This window comes from Bradyrhizobium sp. USDA 4503 (assembly GCF_054055815.1).
This window is the reverse complement of record NZ_JBSRXS010000001.1, coordinates 6,482,028-6,498,267: the sequence shown is the minus strand read 5'-3', so window position 1 is coordinate 6,498,267 and position 16,240 is coordinate 6,482,028. Positions and strand designations below refer to the sequence as shown.

Annotated in this window: 14 protein-coding genes; 12 read left to right on the top strand and 2 right to left on the bottom strand. The window is 62.8% G+C overall.

Annotated elements, in window-relative coordinates; translation table 11 throughout:
- Positions 1–39: 39 nt before the first annotated feature.
- From ACVMIH_RS30875 to ACVMIH_RS30825, 11 genes are all read left to right on the top strand, one after another.
- A complete protein-coding gene (locus ACVMIH_RS30875) occupies positions 40–906 on the top strand; it encodes an IclR family transcriptional regulator (protein WP_018269093.1) in 867 nt (288 codons plus the stop codon).
- A 69-nt stretch (positions 907–975) separates the two neighbouring features.
- A complete protein-coding gene (locus tag ACVMIH_RS30870) occupies positions 976–1,773 on the top strand; it encodes an ABC transporter ATP-binding protein (RefSeq protein ID WP_016847575.1) in 798 nt (265 codons plus the stop codon).
- Complete coding sequence (locus ACVMIH_RS30865) at positions 1,770–2,483, top strand: ABC transporter ATP-binding protein (RefSeq protein ID WP_038384532.1); 714 nt, start codon at positions 1,770–1,772, stop codon at positions 2,481–2,483. The genes ACVMIH_RS30870 and ACVMIH_RS30865 overlap by 4 nt, the downstream gene beginning before the upstream one ends.
- Before the next feature lie 13 nt (positions 2,484–2,496).
- Positions 2,497–3,375 carry a branched-chain amino acid ABC transporter permease gene (locus ACVMIH_RS30860; protein ID WP_028339071.1) on the top strand — a complete coding sequence of 293 codons (879 nt, stop codon included), beginning with the start codon at positions 2,497–2,499 and terminating at the stop codon, positions 3,373–3,375.
- A 2-nt stretch (positions 3,376–3,377) separates the two neighbouring features.
- A complete protein-coding gene (locus ACVMIH_RS30855; protein WP_092085378.1) occupies positions 3,378–4,400 on the top strand; it encodes a branched-chain amino acid ABC transporter permease in 1,023 nt (340 codons plus the stop codon).
- Positions 4,401–4,429: 29 nt separating this feature from the next.
- Entirely contained in the window at positions 4,430–5,659 is a 1,230-nt protein-coding gene (locus tag ACVMIH_RS30850) for an ABC transporter substrate-binding protein (RefSeq protein WP_028338101.1), read from the top strand.
- Between the two features lie 118 nt (positions 5,660–5,777).
- Positions 5,778–7,004, top strand: a complete 1,227-nt coding sequence (locus ACVMIH_RS30845; protein ID WP_456864487.1) for an ABC transporter substrate-binding protein — start codon at positions 5,778–5,780, stop codon at positions 7,002–7,004.
- A 279-nt stretch (positions 7,005–7,283) separates the two neighbouring features.
- Positions 7,284–8,510 carry an ABC transporter substrate-binding protein gene (locus ACVMIH_RS30840; RefSeq protein ID WP_076832477.1) on the top strand — a complete coding sequence of 409 codons (1,227 nt, stop codon included), beginning with the start codon at positions 7,284–7,286 and terminating at the stop codon, positions 8,508–8,510.
- A gap of 154 nt (positions 8,511–8,664) precedes the next feature.
- Positions 8,665–9,891, top strand: coding sequence for an ABC transporter substrate-binding protein (locus ACVMIH_RS30835; RefSeq protein ID WP_057016010.1), 1,227 nt, complete (start codon positions 8,665–8,667; stop codon positions 9,889–9,891).
- Between the two features lie 265 nt (positions 9,892–10,156).
- The gene (locus tag ACVMIH_RS30830; RefSeq protein WP_028338255.1) at positions 10,157–11,389 is read left to right on the top strand and encodes an ABC transporter substrate-binding protein; all 1,233 of its coding nucleotides are present in this window, start codon (positions 10,157–10,159) and stop codon (positions 11,387–11,389) included.
- A gap of 22 nt (positions 11,390–11,411) precedes the next feature.
- Entirely contained in the window at positions 11,412–12,695 is a 1,284-nt protein-coding gene (locus ACVMIH_RS30825; RefSeq protein WP_076832483.1) for a glycerate kinase type-2 family protein, read from the top strand.
- Here the strand turns inward: ACVMIH_RS30825 and ACVMIH_RS30820 are convergent.
- Positions 12,692–13,921: a GNAT family N-acetyltransferase gene (locus tag ACVMIH_RS30820; protein WP_375166581.1), complete on the bottom strand. Its 1,230-nt coding sequence runs from the start codon at positions 13,919–13,921 to the stop codon at positions 12,692–12,694. The two genes, ACVMIH_RS30825 and ACVMIH_RS30820, sit on opposite strands and share 4 nt — an antisense overlap.
- A gap of 212 nt (positions 13,922–14,133) precedes the next feature.
- Here ACVMIH_RS30820 and ACVMIH_RS30815 point away from each other — a divergent pair, with 212 nt between their 5' ends.
- Positions 14,134–14,859, top strand: coding sequence for a phosphorylase family protein (locus ACVMIH_RS30815; protein WP_168857608.1), 726 nt, complete (start codon positions 14,134–14,136; stop codon positions 14,857–14,859).
- Positions 14,860–14,910: 51 nt separating this feature from the next.
- On the opposite strand, the gene ACVMIH_RS30810 is transcribed toward ACVMIH_RS30815, so the two are convergent.
- Positions 14,911–16,080 (bottom strand): saccharopine dehydrogenase family protein, encoded by a 1,170-nt coding sequence (locus ACVMIH_RS30810; RefSeq protein WP_229189411.1) that lies wholly within the window; start codon positions 16,078–16,080, stop codon positions 14,911–14,913.
- Positions 16,081–16,240 lie beyond the last annotated feature (160 nt).

The following is a 16,240-nucleotide window of genomic DNA, read 5'->3' as shown; positions in this document are numbered from 1 at the left end:
CTTGTCAACGAGCATGACAAGGGCAGGGCAAGGATAGGGATGAAGCGCGCTAGCAAGAAAGCCGCGACCGATCGCAATTTCGTCGTCGCGCTTTCCCGCGGACTGGACGTCCTGCGCGCATTCCAACCCAATGACGGGCTGCTCGGCAATCAGGAGATTGCGGCCCGCACCAAGTTACCGAAGCCAACCATTTCCCGGCTGACCTACACGCTGACCAAGCTGGGATACCTTACACCTGTACCGAAGTTCGAGAAGTACCAACTCGCGCCGTCGGCGATGGCACTCGGCTACGCCGCGCTCGCCAATCTCGGCGTTCGGCATTTGTCCGAGCCCTATCGAGAAGAAGTGATGCGCGCGACCGGCGGAGCGGTCGCCGTCGGCGGCCGCGACCGCCACAGCATGATTTATTTCGGCCAGAGCCGGAACGGCCTGGCGCTCGGCGTACAACTCGACGTCGGCTCGCGGGTGCCGATCGCAACCACCGCGATGGGGCGTGCTTATATTTGGGCATTGCCGCCCGACGAGCGCGCGGCTTTACTGCGTGAGTTGCGGGACCACTACGGCAGCCGCTGGGCCAAGATGCGCGACGGCATCGAGCGCTCCGGCGAGACGGTCGCGAAGCACGGCTTCACGATGTCCGCAGGCGACTGGCAGAACGACGTCGCCGCAGTCGGCGTTGCATTGAGATTGAACGACGGAACCGGTCCTTACGCCTTCAATTGCGGCGCGCCGGCATTCCGCTTCACGGAAGACAGATTGCTCAACGACATTGGACCTCGTCTTGTCGCGATGGTAAGGAACATCGAGCAGGCGCTCGGTGGAATGGCGCCGCAATCCAAAAAAGAAGAACGCAAAAAGACCAGAGTAGGAGGGAAAGTTGCACGTTTGGCCGAGGGGATCAGATAGCCTCCATCACGTCCAGCGAAACGCATCGCAGGGCCGCTCGCACCGCTCGAAGACGGCGGGCGAGACGAGATGACGCAGGCACAGCTCGCGCAGGGGAATGATCCCCTGCTCGCGGTTCGCGACGTCAGCGTCGTGTTCGGCGGCATCATCGCACTGAACGGCGTGTCGTTCGACATGCGCCATGGACAGATCCTCGGGCTGATCGGGCCGAACGGCGCCGGCAAGACGACGCTGTTCAATTGCCTGTCGCGGCTCTATCAGCCGTCGTCGGGCGACATCCTGATGGAAGGCAAGAGCATCCTGTCGCGCCCGCCGCACCGGATCGCCGAGATCGGCATCGGCCGCACCTTCCAGAACGTCGCGCTGTTCCCCAACCTGTCCGTGATCGACAATGTGCGCGTCGGCGCGCATGCGCGCACCTCGAGCGACATCGTCAGCGACTCGCTGCGCCTCGCCTGGGTCCGCCGCGGCGAGACCGACATGAACAAGAAGGTGCACGACATCCTCGGCTATCTCGATCTCGAGGACGTCGCCCACACCGTGGTCTCGGGACTTCCGTTCGGCACCCAGAAGCGCGTCGAACTGGCGCGCGCCCTGGCCGCGGATCCGAAGATCCTGCTGCTCGACGAGCCGGCCGGCGGCCTCAATCACGAAGAAGTCTATGTGCTCGGCGACCTGATCCGCAAAATCCGCGACGACCGCAAGATCACCGTGCTGCTGGTCGAGCATCACATGGGTCTCGTGATGTCGATCGCCGACCACGTCGTCGCGCTCAATTTCGGCCGCAAGCTTGCCGAAGGCACGCCGGCCCAGGTCCAGGCCGACCCTGATGTCATCAAGGCCTATCTGGGGAGCAAGGACCAATGACCACGATGCTCAACGTCAAGGACCTGCGCGCCTATTACGGCCAGGTCCAGGCCCTGCACGGCCTCTCCTTTTCGCTCAACGAGGGCTCGCTGACCACGCTGCTCGGCGCCAACGGCGCCGGCAAGACCACCACACTGCGGGCGATCTGCAACATGGTGCGCTCCACCGGCGCGATCGAGTTCGAGGGCAAGCCGATCGGCACGCGCTCGACCGAAAACGTGGTCCGCCTCGGCATCGCCCATGTGCCGCAGGGCCGCGGCACCTTCACCAACATGACGGTGGAGGAAAACCTGCAGCTCGGCGCCATCAGCCGCCCGGACAAGAAGGCGATCGGCGCCGACATCGAACGGATGTACGAGCATTTCCCGGTGCTGAAGCAGCGCTACACCCAGCAGGCCGGCACGCTGTCCGGCGGCGAGCAGCAGATGCTCGCGGTGGCGCGCGCGCTGATGCTGCGGCCGCGCCTGATGCTGCTCGACGAGCCGTCGTTCGGCCTCGCGCCGCTGATCGTGCGCGACCTGTTCCGCATCCTCGGAAAGATCAATCGCGAGGAAAAGGTGACCATCCTGGTGGTCGAGCAGAATGCGCAGCTCGCGCTCGAGCTCGCCGACCAGGCCTACGTGATCGAAACCGGACGGATCGTGATGTCGGGCAATGCCAAGGACATCGCGAACAACGAAGACGTCCGCAAATCCTATCTCGGCTACTGAGGGAGCTGGCACAATGGAGCTTTTTGCCAACCAGGTCCTGGCCGGCATCGCCACCGGCGCGATCTATGCCTGCATGGCGCTCGCGGTGGTCATGATCTACCAGGCCATCGACCATCTGAATTTCGCCCAGGGCGAAATGGCGATGTTCTCGACCTTCGTGTCCTGGCAGCTGATGCAATGGGGCGTGCCATATTGGGGCGCCTTCGTGCTCACCGTCGCCTTTTCGTTCGCCGCCGGCATCGTCATCGAGCGGTTGCTGTTCAAGCCGCTGGCGAAGGCGCCGATCCTGACCAACGTCGCCGGCTTCATCGCGCTCTACGCGATCATCAACTCGGTCGCCGGCCTGATCTGGGACTTCACCATCAAGCAGTATCCAACGCCGTTCGGTTCCTCACCGTTCCTCGGCAGCCAGCTGATCTCGACCCACCAGGCCGGCATGATCGGCATCACGCTGTTGATGCTGCTCCTGCTGTTCTTCTTCTTCCGCTTCACCCGGGTCGGTCTTGCGATGCGCGCCGCCGCATCGCTGCCGGAATCGGCCCGGCTGGTCGGCATCAACACCTCGTGGATGATCGCGCTGGGCTGGGGCATGGCCGCCTCGATCGGCTCGATCGCCGGCATGATGATCGCACCTGTGGTGTTCCTCGAGCCGAACATGATGCTCGGCGTGCTGATCTATGGATTTGCCGCAGCCGTGCTCGGCGGCCTGTCGAGCCCGTTCGGCGCCGTCATGGGCGGCTTCCTGGTCGGCGTCTTCGAGAACCTCGTCGGCACCTACATCCCCGGCGTCGGCAATGAACTGAAACTTCCGATCGCGCTTGCGCTGATCATCGTCGTCCTGGTCGTGAAACCGGCAGGCCTGTTCGGCCGCGCCATCGTGAAGCGAGTTTGATCATGAGCGCCGCTGAAGAAGTCGAAGTCGTCACCGAAGGCCAGGCCGTCGAGGCCGTTCCCAAGCGCGCCATGACGCTGGGCTACGGCACCTCGCTCGTCGTGCTCGCCGCGCTGATCCTGATCCCGCTGTTCGTCAAGAACTTCATCATCTTCCAGATGACGATGCTTCTGATCTACGGCCTCGCGGTGCTGGCGCTCAACATCCTGACCGGTGGCTCCGGCCAGTTCTCGCTCGGCCAGAGCGCGTTCTACGCCGTCGGCGCCTACACCTCGGCGATCCTGATGGAGCATGCGGGCATGAACTATGCCCTCACGCTGCCGATCGCCGGCATCGTCTGCTTCGGCTTCGGCTTCCTGTTCGGCCAGCCGGCGCTGCGGCTTTCCGGCGTCTATCTGGCGCTCGCGACCTTTGCGCTCGCCACCGCGATGCCGCAGCTTCTGAAGCTGGGCTATTTCGAGCACTGGACCGGCGGCGTGCAGGGCCTCGTGGTCACCAAGCCGGATGCGCCGTTCGGCCTGCCGATGGGGCAGGACATGTGGCTGTATTACTTCACGCTGGTGGTCACGATCGCGATCTATATCGCTTCGGTGAACCTGCTGCGCTCGCGCTCCGGCCGCGCCTTCATGGCGATCCGCGACAACGAGATCGCGGCTTCCGCGATGGGCGTCGACGTCGCGCTGTACAAGACGCTGGCGTTCGGCGTCTCGGCCGGCATCACCGGCGTTGCCGGCGGTCTCGGCGCCATCGCGGTGCAGTTCGTGGCGCCCGACGGCTACACCATCCAGCTCGCGATCTCGCTGTTCCTCGGCATGGTGGTCGGCGGCGTCGGCTGGTTGCCCGGCTCGATCGTCGGCTCCGCCTTCATCATCTTCGTGCCCAACATCGCCGAAGGTATTTCGAAGGGCCTTTCGGGCGCGGTGTTCGGCGTGCTGCTGTTCCTCGTCATCTTCCTCGTGCCGCACGGCGCCAGGCAGGTTGCGATCGTTGCCCAGCAACTGGCCGCAAAGTTCAAGAAAAACTGACAGCCTATAGAAGCAAACCAGGAGATATTATGCTTTCTACCGTTCGGATCGCCGCGATTTCCGCGGCGATCGTCGCTGTTGCCGCGACGTCCACTGCCGCATTCGCCCAAAAGAAATACGACACCGGCGCAAGCGATACCGAGATCAAGGTCGGCAACATCATCCCCTATTCGGGACCAGCCTCCGCCTACGGCGTGATCGGCAAGACCGAAGAAGCCTACTTCAAGATGATCAACGATCGCGGCGGCATCAACGGCCGCAAGGTCAATTTCGTCAGCTATGACGACGCCTACTCGCCGCCGAAGGCGGTCGAGCAGGTGCGCAAGCTGGTCGAGAGCGACGAGGTATTGCTCGTCTTCAACCCGCTCGGCACCCCGTCCAACACCGCGATCCAGAAATACCTGAATTCCAAGAAGATCCCGCAGCTGTTCGTCGCGACCGGCGCCACCAAGTGGAACGACCCGAAGAACTTCCCGTGGACCATGGGCTGGCAGCCGAGCTACCAGAGCGAAGCGCAGATCTACGCCAAGTGGCTGATGAAGGAGAAGCCCGACGCCAAGATCGCGATCCTCTATCAGAACGACGATTTCGGCAAAGACTACCTCAAGGGCACCAAGGACGGCTTTGGCGCCAAGGCGGCCTCCAGCATCATCATGGAGGAGAGCTATGAGATTTCGGAGCCGTCGATCGACGGCCACATCGTCAAGATCAAGGCCGCCAATCCCGACGTGCTGCTGATCTACACCACGCCGAAGTTCGGCGCGCAGACCATCAAGAAGACCGCCGAGCTCGGCTGGAAGCCGCTGCAGATCATCACCAACGTGTCGGCCTCGGTCGGCAGCGTGATGCAGCCGGCGGGCTTCGACAACGCGCAGGGCGTGCTGTCGGCGGCCTACGCCAAGGACGGCGCCGACACGCAGTGGAACAACGACCCCGGCATGAAGAAGTGGGCCGAGTTTCTCGACAAGTACATGCCGGGCGCCGACAAGACCGACGGCGGCTATGTGTACGGCTATGGCGCCGCACAGACGCTCGCCAAGGTGCTCGAAATGTGCGGCGACGATCTCACCCGCGCCAACGTCATGAAGCAGGCGGCGAGCCTGAAGGACTTTACGCCCGACACCCTGCTGCCCGGCGTCAAGATCAACACCTCGGCCACCGACTTCGCCCCGATCGCCCAGCTGCAGATGCAGCGTTTCAAGGGGCAGAAGTGGGAGCTGTTCGGTGACATCATTTCCGGCGACGTCCCCTCCGAGTGACGTTGCACTGCGGGAATAAAACAACAGCCTCCGCGATATCCGTCGCGGGGGCTTTTTGTTGACGCCCCGCGCCGATGGTATTGAATACTCCAAACAAAGAACCCGAGGTGGGGAAACCATGACTGCCGCACGTCCGTCCCTGACGGCGCTGTTGTCCGCATTCGCTCTGATCCTGACGAGCTGCAATGTCGCGCTGGCGCAGAAGAAATACGACACCGGGGCCAGCGACACCGAGATCAAGATCGGCAACACCATGCCCTACAGCGGCCCCGCCTCGGCCTATGGCACGATCGGCAAGACCGAGGCCGCCTACTTCAGGATGATCAACGATGCCGGCGGCGTCCACGGCCGCAAGATCAAGTTCATCTCCTACGATGACGGCTACTCGCCGCCCAAGACGGTGGAGCAGGCGCGCAAGCTGGTCGAGAACGACGAAGTGCTGCTGCTGTTCGGCTCGGTCGGGACCGCGACCAATGCGGCGATCCGGAAATACATGAACGAGAAGCAGGTGCCGCAGCTGTTCATCGCCTCCGGCGCCTCGAAGTGGAACGACCCGAAAGATTATCCGTGGACCATGGGCTGGCAGCCGTCCTACCAGGACGAGGCGCGGGTCTACGCAAAATACATCATGAAGCACAAGCCCGACGCCAAGGTCGCCGTGCTCTACCAGAACGACGATTTCGGCAAGGACTACCTCAAGGGCCTGAAGGACGCCTTCGGCGACAAGGCATCGATGATCGTCGCCGAGGAGGCCTACGAGACATCCGAGCCCACGATCGACAGCCACATCGTCAAGCTGAAGGCCACCGGTGCCGACACCTTCGTCAGCATCACGACGCCGAAATTCGCGGCACAGGCGATCAAGAAGGCCGCCGAGATCGCGTGGACGCCGTTGCAGATCGTCGCCAATGTCTCGGCGTCGGTCGGCGGCGTGATGCAGCCGGCGGGCTTCGAGAATTCGCAGGGTATCCTGTCGGCATCCTATCTCAAGGACGGCGCCGATCCGCAGTGGGACAAGGATCCCGGCATGGAGAAATTCCTCGCCTTCCTCAAGAAGAATTATCCCGACGCCAACAAGCTCGACGGCGCCACCTCGTTCGGCTACGCCGCCGCACAGACCATGGTGAAGGTGCTGGAGATGTGCGGTGACGACCTCACCCGCGCCAATGTCATGAAGCAGGCCGCAAGCCTGAAGGATTTCGTCCCCGGCACGCTGCTGCCGGGCATCAGCATCAACACCTCGGCCACCGATTTCGCACCGATCAAGCAACTGCGCCTGATGCGGTTCAATGGCGAAAAGTGGGAGCTGTTCGGGGACATCATTTCGAGCAATCTGAGCAACTGATCGTCACGTCGGTCTGTTCGATCCGCGCGCTCAACTCAACGGCGTCGCTTTACTCGACCGCAATCTCCGCGGTTGGCCCCACGCACACGCGAACGCGTTGGCGGATTTTTGAGCAGCGGCCCGCCTTGAGGGTGGTCGACTAAAGACGCAGCCCCTGCGGCAATGCCGCAGGGGCTTTTCATTGAGACACCCCAGGTAAGATGATAGTTTTTACGACCAATAATGAGCCCTCGAAACAGGGGCCGCGACACATCATCGGCAATCAGGGAGAGAAACGGCATGTCTGCAATACGACAATTGACGGCATTTGCTGCTGCGCTTGCGCTCGTCGCCGCATCCGGCAGCGCTGCGCTTGCCCAGAAGAAATACGACACCGGCGCCTCCGACACCGAGATCAAGATCGGCAACATCATGCCCTATAGCGGAGCGGCCTCAGCCTATGGCGTGATCGGCAAGACCGAGGAGGCCTATTTCCGCAAGATCAACGCCGAGGGCGGCATCAACGGCCGCAAGATCACCTTCATCAGCTACGACGACGCTTACACTCCGCCGAAGACGGTCGAGCAGGCGCGCAAGCTGGTCGAGAGCGACGAGGTACTGCTGATCTTCAATTCGCTCGGCACGCCACCGAACTCGGCGATCCAAAAATACATGAACCAGAAGAAGGTGCCGCAACTGTTCGTCGCCACCGGCGCCACCAAGTGGAACGACCCGCAGAATTTCCCCTGGACGATGGGCTGGCAGCCCAACTACCAGAGCGAGTCCATCATCTATGCGAAGTACATCCTGAAGAACAAGCCGGACGCCAAAATCGCGGTGCTCTACCAGAACGACGACTACGGCAAGGACTATCTGAAGGGATTCAAGGACGGGCTCGGCGCCAAGGCCGCGTCGATGATCGTCGCCGAGGACAGCTATGAGGTGACGGAGCCGACCATCGACTCCCACATCGTCAGGCTCAAGGCCTCCGGCGCCGACGTATTCTTCAACATCACGACGCCGAAGTTCGCCGCGCAGGCGATCAAGAAGAATGCCGAGCTCGGCTGGAAGCCGCTGCACTTCCTCAACAACGTCTCCGGATCGATCGGCAGCGTGATCAAGCCCGCGGGCTTCGAGAACGCCCAGGACATCGTCTCGTCGCAATATTTCAAGGATCCGACCGACGCGCAGTGGAAGACCGACAAGGCGATGATTGCCTGGAACGAATTCCTCGATAAGTACTATCCGGAAGCGAACCGGGCCGATGCCTCCGTGATGTACGCCTATATCGTCTCGCAGGGCCTGGTCCACGTGCTCAAGGCCTGCGGCGACAATCTGACCCGCGAGAACATCATGAAGCAGGCGGCCAGCATTCGCGATTACGAGCCCGGCGGCCTGCTGCCCGGCGTCAAGGTCAACACCTCGGCGACCGATTTCGCGCCGCTTTCGCAACTGCAATTGATCCGCTTCAAGGGCGAGACCTGGGAGCGCTTCGGCGAAGTCTTGAGCGCCGACGTCGGCGGTTAGGCCGGGAAGGTCGACCAAAGATACCGCCCCTGCGGCGTTTGCCGCAGGGGCTTCTCATTGAGGCGAACCGCCTAAAATGATAATCACTGCAGCCAAATAAAGAGCTCTCCAAGCAAGAGGCCGAGACACATGACAAACAGGGAGAGAGACATAGATGTCCGCTACCAAAAAACTTGCGGTCCTCGGGGCCGCGCTCGCGCTCGTCGCGACATCCGGCAGCGCTGCGCTTGCCCAGAAGAAATACGACACCGGCGCCAGCGATACCGAGATCAAGATCGGCAACATCATGCCCTACAGCGGCCCGGCGTCCGCCTATGGCGTCATCGGCCGCACCGAGGCCGCCTATTTCAAGAAGGTCAACGACGCCGGCGGCATCAATGGCCGCAAGATCAACTTCATCTCCTACGATGACGCCTACTCGCCGCCGAAGGCCGTGGAACAGGCCCGCAAGCTGGTCGAGAGCGACGAGGTGCTGCTGATCTTCAACTCGCTCGGCACGCCGTCGAACTCGGCGATCCAGAAATACATGAACTCCAAGAAGGTGCCGCAGCTGTTCGTCGCCACCGGCGCCACCAAGTGGAACGACCCGAAGGACTTTCCCTGGACCATGGGCTGGCAGCCCAACTACCAGAGCGAGACCCAGATCTACGCAAAATACATCCTGAAGAACATGCCGAACGCCAAGATCGCGGTGCTCTACCAGAATGACGATTACGGCAAGGACTACCTGAAGGGCCTGAAGGACGGGCTCGGCCAGAAGGCCGCCAGCATGATCGTCGCCGAAGAAAGCTTCGAGACGTCCCAACCGACCATCGACAGCAACATCGTCAAGCTGAAGGCGAGCAACGCCGACGTCTTCATCGACATCGCGACGCCGAAATTCGCGGCCCAGGCGATCAAGAAGGTCGCCGAGATCGGCTGGAAGCCGACCCACTTCCTCAACAACGTGTCGGCATCGGTCGGCAGCGTGATCAAACCGGCCGGCTTCGAGAACGCACAGGATATCATCTCCGCCGCCTACCTGAAGGACGCTTCCGACAAGCAATGGGACAATGACCCCGGCATGAAGGAGTTCTACGCCTTCATGGCCAAGGACTTCCCCGAAGGCGACAAGCTCGACGGCGGCACCGTGGTCGGCTTCGGCGTGGCGCAGACGCTGGTCCAGGTGCTGAAGCAGTGCGGCGACAACCTCACCCGCGAGAACATCATGAAGCAGGCCGCAAGCCTGAAGGACTTCCGCACCGAGGTGCTGCTGCCTGGCGTCAAGATCAACACCGCGGCGAACGATTTCGCGCCGATCAGCCAGCTGCAGCTGATGAAGTTCAAGGGCGAGAAATGGGAACTGTTCGGCGAGGTCATCAGCGCCGACGTCGGCGGCTGATCTCCCGCCGCCCCTCGACCGGGAAAGGCCCCCTGCGATACCCTCGCAGGGGGCTTTTTGTTGGCGCATTTCCGGGCGAAGCGGGTACCGATTCGCGCGAAGAAAACGCGTCGGAAACCGGAATTTAAAGCCATGGCCTGCTCGCAGGCCGGCCCGGGCAATGCCCGCTTACACTTTGCCCGGCAATACGCTAGGTAAACCGGCAAGAACCCCGACAAGAAACCGACGCCCTCGCGCGGCGGCAACAACAAGGAGATTTCGGGAAATGCCGATGCCGATCCGACACCGTGTCGCAACCGCCCTGCTCGGCCTCGCCGTCGCCGCCGCGACCGGCAATGCTGCATGGGCGCAGAAGAAATACGACACCGGTGCGAGCGACACCGAGATCAAGATCGGCAACATCGTGCCCTATAGCGGCCCGGCGTCGGCCTATGGCGTGGTCGGCAAGGCGATGGCCGCGGTGTTCAAGAAGGTCAACGACGACGGCGGCATCAACGGGCGCAAGATCACTTTCGTCTCCTATGACGACGCCTACTCGCCGCCGAAGGCCGTCGAGCAGGCCCGCAAGCTGGTCGAGAGCGACGAGGTGCTGTTCCTGTTCGGCACGCTCGGCACCGCCTCCAACACCGCGATCCAGAAATATCTCAACGCCAAGAAGGTGCCGCAGCTGTTCGTCGCCACCGGCGCGACCAAGTGGAACGATCCGAAGGCCTTCCCTTGGACCATGGGCTGGCTGCCCAGCTACCAGAGCGAGTCGCGGATCTACGCGAAATATCTGCTCAAGGAAAAGCCCGCCACCAAGGTCGCGGTGCTCTACCAGAACGACGACATGGGCAAGGACTACCTCAAGGGCCTGGAAGACGGCTTCGCCAGCGATCCCGCGCGCGTCGTCGCCAAGGAGAGCTATGAAGTCGCCGAGCCGACGATCGATTCCCATGTGGTGCGGCTGAAATCCTCCAATCCCGACGTCATCGTCTTCTTCACCACGCCGAAATTCGGCGCCCAGGCGATCAAGAAGCTCGGCGAGATGAACTGGAAGCCGGTGACCATCGTCTCCAACGTCTCGGCCTCCACCGCGACCGTGATGCGTCCGGCCGGCCTCGACAATGCGCAGGGCGTGATCTCGGCCGCCTACGCCAAGGACGCCAGCGATCCGCAGTGGAAGGATGACGCCGGCATGAAGGCGTTCGACGAACTGCTCGCCAAATACATGCCTGACACCAACCGCGTCGATGCCTCGGCGATGACCGGCTACAACATGGCGACCACGATGGTCGAGGTGCTGCGCCGCTGCGGTGACGACCTCACCCGCGCCAATGTGATGAAGCAGGCGGCGAGCCTGAAGCAATTCGCGCAGGGCGGCCTGCTGCCCGGCGTGACGCTGTCGACCGGGCCTGCCGACTTCCAGCCGATCGAACAGCTCCAGCTGATGCAGTTCAAGGGCGAGCGCTGGCAATTGTTCGGCGACGTCATCAGCGGCGAAGTCGGCGGACACTGACCGCGTTACATAAGGCACAACCATGACCGACCGTCGTCCTTTCCTGCGTTCGATCTTCGATGCCGCTGTGGCGGCTGCGCATCCCGACGTCGTGCTGGCGTCGCGGCTGCGGCCGGTGCCGAAGGGACGGGTGATCTGTCTCTGCGCAGGCAAGGGCGCCGCGGCGATGGCCGCGGCGGCCGAGCGGCATTATCTCGACGCGCTCGAGCTCGATCCGTCGCGGCTGGTCGGCATCGCCACCACCCGCCACGGCCATGGCGTGCCGACCCGCCGCATCAAGGTGGTCGAGGCCGGCCACCCGGTGCCCGACGAGGCCGGGCTCAAGGCGGCGGACGACACGCTGCGGCTCGCCGCGACCGCGACCCCGGACGATCTCCTGCTGGTGCTGCTGACCGGCGGCGGTTCGGCGAACTGGATCGCGCCGGTCGACGGCGTGAGCTTTACCCAGAAGCAGCAGGTCAACCGCGCACTGCTGCGCTCCGGCGCGCCGATCGGCGAGATGAACACCGTGCGCAAGCATCTCTCGCGCATCAAGGGCGGACGGCTGGCGCGCGCCGGCCAGCACGCGGCCGAGATCGTCACGCTGGCGATATCGGACGTGCCGCATGACGATCCCTCCGCGATCGCCTCCGGGCCGACGGTGCCGGATCCGACCACGCTGGCGGACGCCCGCGCACTGGTCGCCAAATACAATCTCTCCATCGACGACGCGGTCCGCCGCGCGCTCGACGATCCCGCGAACGAAAGCTGCAAGCCCGGCGATGCCGCCTTCGCGCGGGCGACATTCGAACTGCTGGCAAAGCCGAAGGCCTCGATCGACGCCGCGGTGAAGGTCGCGCGGGACGCCGGCTACGAGACCATCGCGCTCGGCGCCGATCTCGAAGGCGAGGCCCGCGAGATCGCGGCCGAGCATGCGCGGCTGGCGCTGAAGGCGCGCAGCGAAGGCAAGCGCGTTGCGATCATCTCCGGCGGCGAGCTGACGGTGACGGTGCGCGGCGATGGCCGCGGCGGCCCCAACCAGGAATACGCGCTGGCGCTGGCCGGCCTGCTGAAGGATACACCCGACGTCTCGGCACTGGCCGCCGATACCGACGGCGCCGACGGCGGCGCTGGCAGCGCGACCGACCCGGCCGGCGCCGTGATCGACCAGGCGACATTCGCGAAGATGAAATCGATCGGCCTCGATCCGAAGGCCTATCTCGAGAACAACGATGCGACGGGGTTCTTCGCCCAGACCGGGGATTTGTTGCTGACCGGACCGACGCTGACCAACGTCAATGACGTGCGGGTGATTTTGGTGGATTAGGCCGTATCCTTGACGGACCCAAGGCCAGTCTCGGGCTGCGCCCAAAGCTCCTGATAGTTACGAAACTTCGCAAGCGTCTCGTCATATCGCGTCGGCTCGAGCACCGGCAAAATGCGCTTCAACACTGAGTTGATTGGCGCGGAGGTGTGCCGAACGTATAAGTCGATCGGATCAAGCAAGTGCCTCAGGTGCAGCTTTGGATCATAGTTCAGCCCGCTGCTGCGAAACCATTTGTACCCGTTGGCGATTGCCCAGCTCACCATGTCGCGAAACACATAATGATAGAGGTGCAGGTCTAAGGCGACATCGTAGTCGAGACCTATGTACTCCGCATAGATCGCGTCACCATGTACCATGCATGCGGCAAACGCGACGATCCGCTCGTTCTGACGCCAGAGGAAGAAGCGGACCTTGTCCCCCATCCGCCGCCCCAAGTCGCAGAAGTATCGTTCCGTCAGCTTCTCGAAGTGCAGTTTCGAACGCTGATAGACTTGGAAATACAATGGATAGATCTGCGCGATCACCGGCGTCGCGTCGTTGACGACGTTCATCTCGACGGATGGAGAGGCCCGCGCTGTCGCCTCAAACTTCTTGCGAAGTTTCTTGCGGGTTGCGCTGTTGAGCGCATGATTCATATAGTCATCGAAATTGGCGTAATCGATGCAAAGCCTGATCATGGGCAGGCTGGGGATGCGGGTGAAGCCGTGAGCGATCAAGCAGTCGAGGATTGGTCGGTATCGCGCCGGAAACTCTTTGAGCACGATCAGCCGCGCCCCGAGCCTGCGAGCATGTATTGCAATCGTAGAGGCCAGCAGTTCCGCGCAGCCTCGATGGCAGGCCTCGTCCCCGTCAAGATGACCTTCCCCTGCGACGCACCCGACCATGAGCGCACGGGCGCGCATCAAACCTGGCCACATCCGGCGAATGGCGTCGATGAGTACGCCAAACCGCGGCCTCGCACCGGCCAGCAAATCCAGGTCCATTAGGAAGAATGGCTGTACAGCACAAACCTGATCAACCGCATCTTTGATGAGGAAATACCGGTAATCGAACTCGGGATGAAGGGTATCCTCGACCAACTCATAGTATCGATGATCCTTGCGCTCGCTCGCGAAGGCGAACTGCCAGCGCGGACAACGCTCCAAATCGTTCCGCACGATGACTTGGAGACGCGGCGGACATTGCATCGGCACGCGTCTCGTGAGGTCGCCGATTTGGCTCGTCAAGTGCGCTGTTGCAGCTTCCGGCACGATCTCACGCTCGCCACGGATCCCGGCCCTAGGCAGCATTTATCACGGCGCCAAAACAAAGCAGCTAACATATCCGTCAGAAACTAACTCGTTAGTCATTTGCGATTTGGCGTTGGAGCAGAACACTCCTGATACGACCCGCATGCGCGGACACTCGCCGTCCAGCGCGGCATCCGGGGAGCGGACTCATGGCAGCGGTGATTGGAGTCACGGGACTTGCATTTGAGGCGCGGATCGCTGCAGACCTGCATACGCAGGCGATCTGCAGTGGCGATGGCAGCACGCTCGCGGAGTCTCTCGCGTCGGCAATTGCTGAGGATTGCTACGGTCTTATCAGCTTTGGCGTCGCGGGCGGCCTTTCGCCCGACCTCCCGGCAGGCGCATGCGTCGTAGCATCGACGATCGTTTCGGAAACGATTCAGCTCTTCACTGATCGAGACTGGTCGCAAGCCTTGCTTCGACTCATCCCCGGTTCGATTTATGGCCCTATTGCTGGTGTGACCACGGTCGCCATGCATCCAGAAGCGAAGCGCTCGCTGCATATGAGTACAGGCGCGCTGGCGGTCGATAACGAATCCCATGTGGCGGCGAGTGTCGCTGCAGCGCGCGGCCTCCCTATGACTGCCGTCCGCGTGATCATGGATCCGGCCGGTCGGCAGCTTCCTGCCGCCGCCCTGTCCGCAGTGCGTGCAAACGGGACGATCGATCTCGCCGCGCTGGTCCGTGCGACAATGAAACAGCCGAGCGAGTTACCGATGCTGCTTCGGACCAGTCTCGACGCACTGTCCGGATTTGCGGCGCTGCTTCGCTGCCGTCAATTGCTTGGCCCTGGATTAGGGCTGCCTTCCTTGCAAGCAGAAGAGTCGGAGCCAAGCTCAAGTATCGTAGCGGACGATCGTATGATCGCCCTCTAGTCGCTTTTTTAGCCGAACGGGCTGCTATACCTGCCGACTGAATACGTGACCTCAACGCGCACTGAAAGTGAGGCCGGCGCGCTCCTTTAGACGCTTGCGCAAGGCCGGCCCCATCAGCGCGCCCGGCGTCCAGATGCCGCCCTCACCCTGCACGTCACGCACGACGCAGAGAGCGCTTTCGGTGATCATCTTGCTGGTCGAGCCATAGCCCGGATCGCGGTCGCCGGTGACAACGGCTTCGACCCGTCCGCCATCCGGCACCTCGCCCAGAAAGAAGATGTCGTAGAAGCCCCTCTCGCGCGCTTCCCGGGTCGGGCCTGCGCCGCGTTTGAGACCGCCGGTCCCGAACAAGGACACCACCGTGGCGAACGTCTCCGTCGTCACGCTCGCGATGTCCCCAAGTCCCGGCGCCACCATCATCTCGTCATAAACGAAGTCCCTGCCGTAGGGATGGCCCAACAGGAAGTTCGTGCGGTGCACGTTCTTGGTGTTGATCGGCGCCATCGGGAACGGCACGAGCCACGCGTGCATGCTTGTGTCATATTCGGGGACGAGGCCCGACGGCTGAGACGGCCCAGTGAAGCCCGGCGTCAACGCGAAGGGATCGGTCAGCAGCCGGATCAGGGCCGGGTCGCGCGCCGCGGCGGCCAGCGTCGCCTGAGCGCTCGCCGCGGTGCCGCCAGACATGCCACCCCTCACCTTGCGCAGACGGGCCTTCACCCGCCGCGCCGGGCGTCCGAATTTCTCGCGCGCCTTCTCCTGCAACGTAAGCACACCGAGATCGAACGGGATGGAATCGAAGCCACAGGAGAAGACGATGCGCGCGCCGGTCCGTTTTGCCTCTTCGTGATGGGCGTCGATCATAGCCCGCATCCAGCCCGGTTCGCCGCAAAGATCAACATAGGCCGTGCCGGTGGCCGCGCATGCCGCTACTAGCTCGGGACCGTGAAGCTGATAGGGCCCGACCGTGGTGACGACCACGGCCGCGCGCTCGCACATCGAACGCAGGCTGGCCGGCTCGGCGGCATCCGCCTTCACCAACGGCAAATCGTCCGGTGCGCCGATGTCGGCACGCACTTTCTGGAGTTTGTCGGTCGAGCGTCCCGCAATTGCCCAGGACGGAGCATCGTCGCCGCGATAGGATGTCGCCAGATATTCGGCGATGAGACCCCCGGTGTAACCCGTCGCGCCATAGACGATGAGGTCGAAGTCCCGCTTCACGGCGTTGATCCTCCTCGAGCCCCCGGAAGCGCTCCCTTCAGATCCGTTAGCAACGCTCGGTACGCTTCGCGGCCATTTGCGAGGGGCCGGGCAACATACGGGCCATCGCGCTTGACGGACGATACCACAATTGCCGCCCTTCGGCGCGCAACCTCCCGGC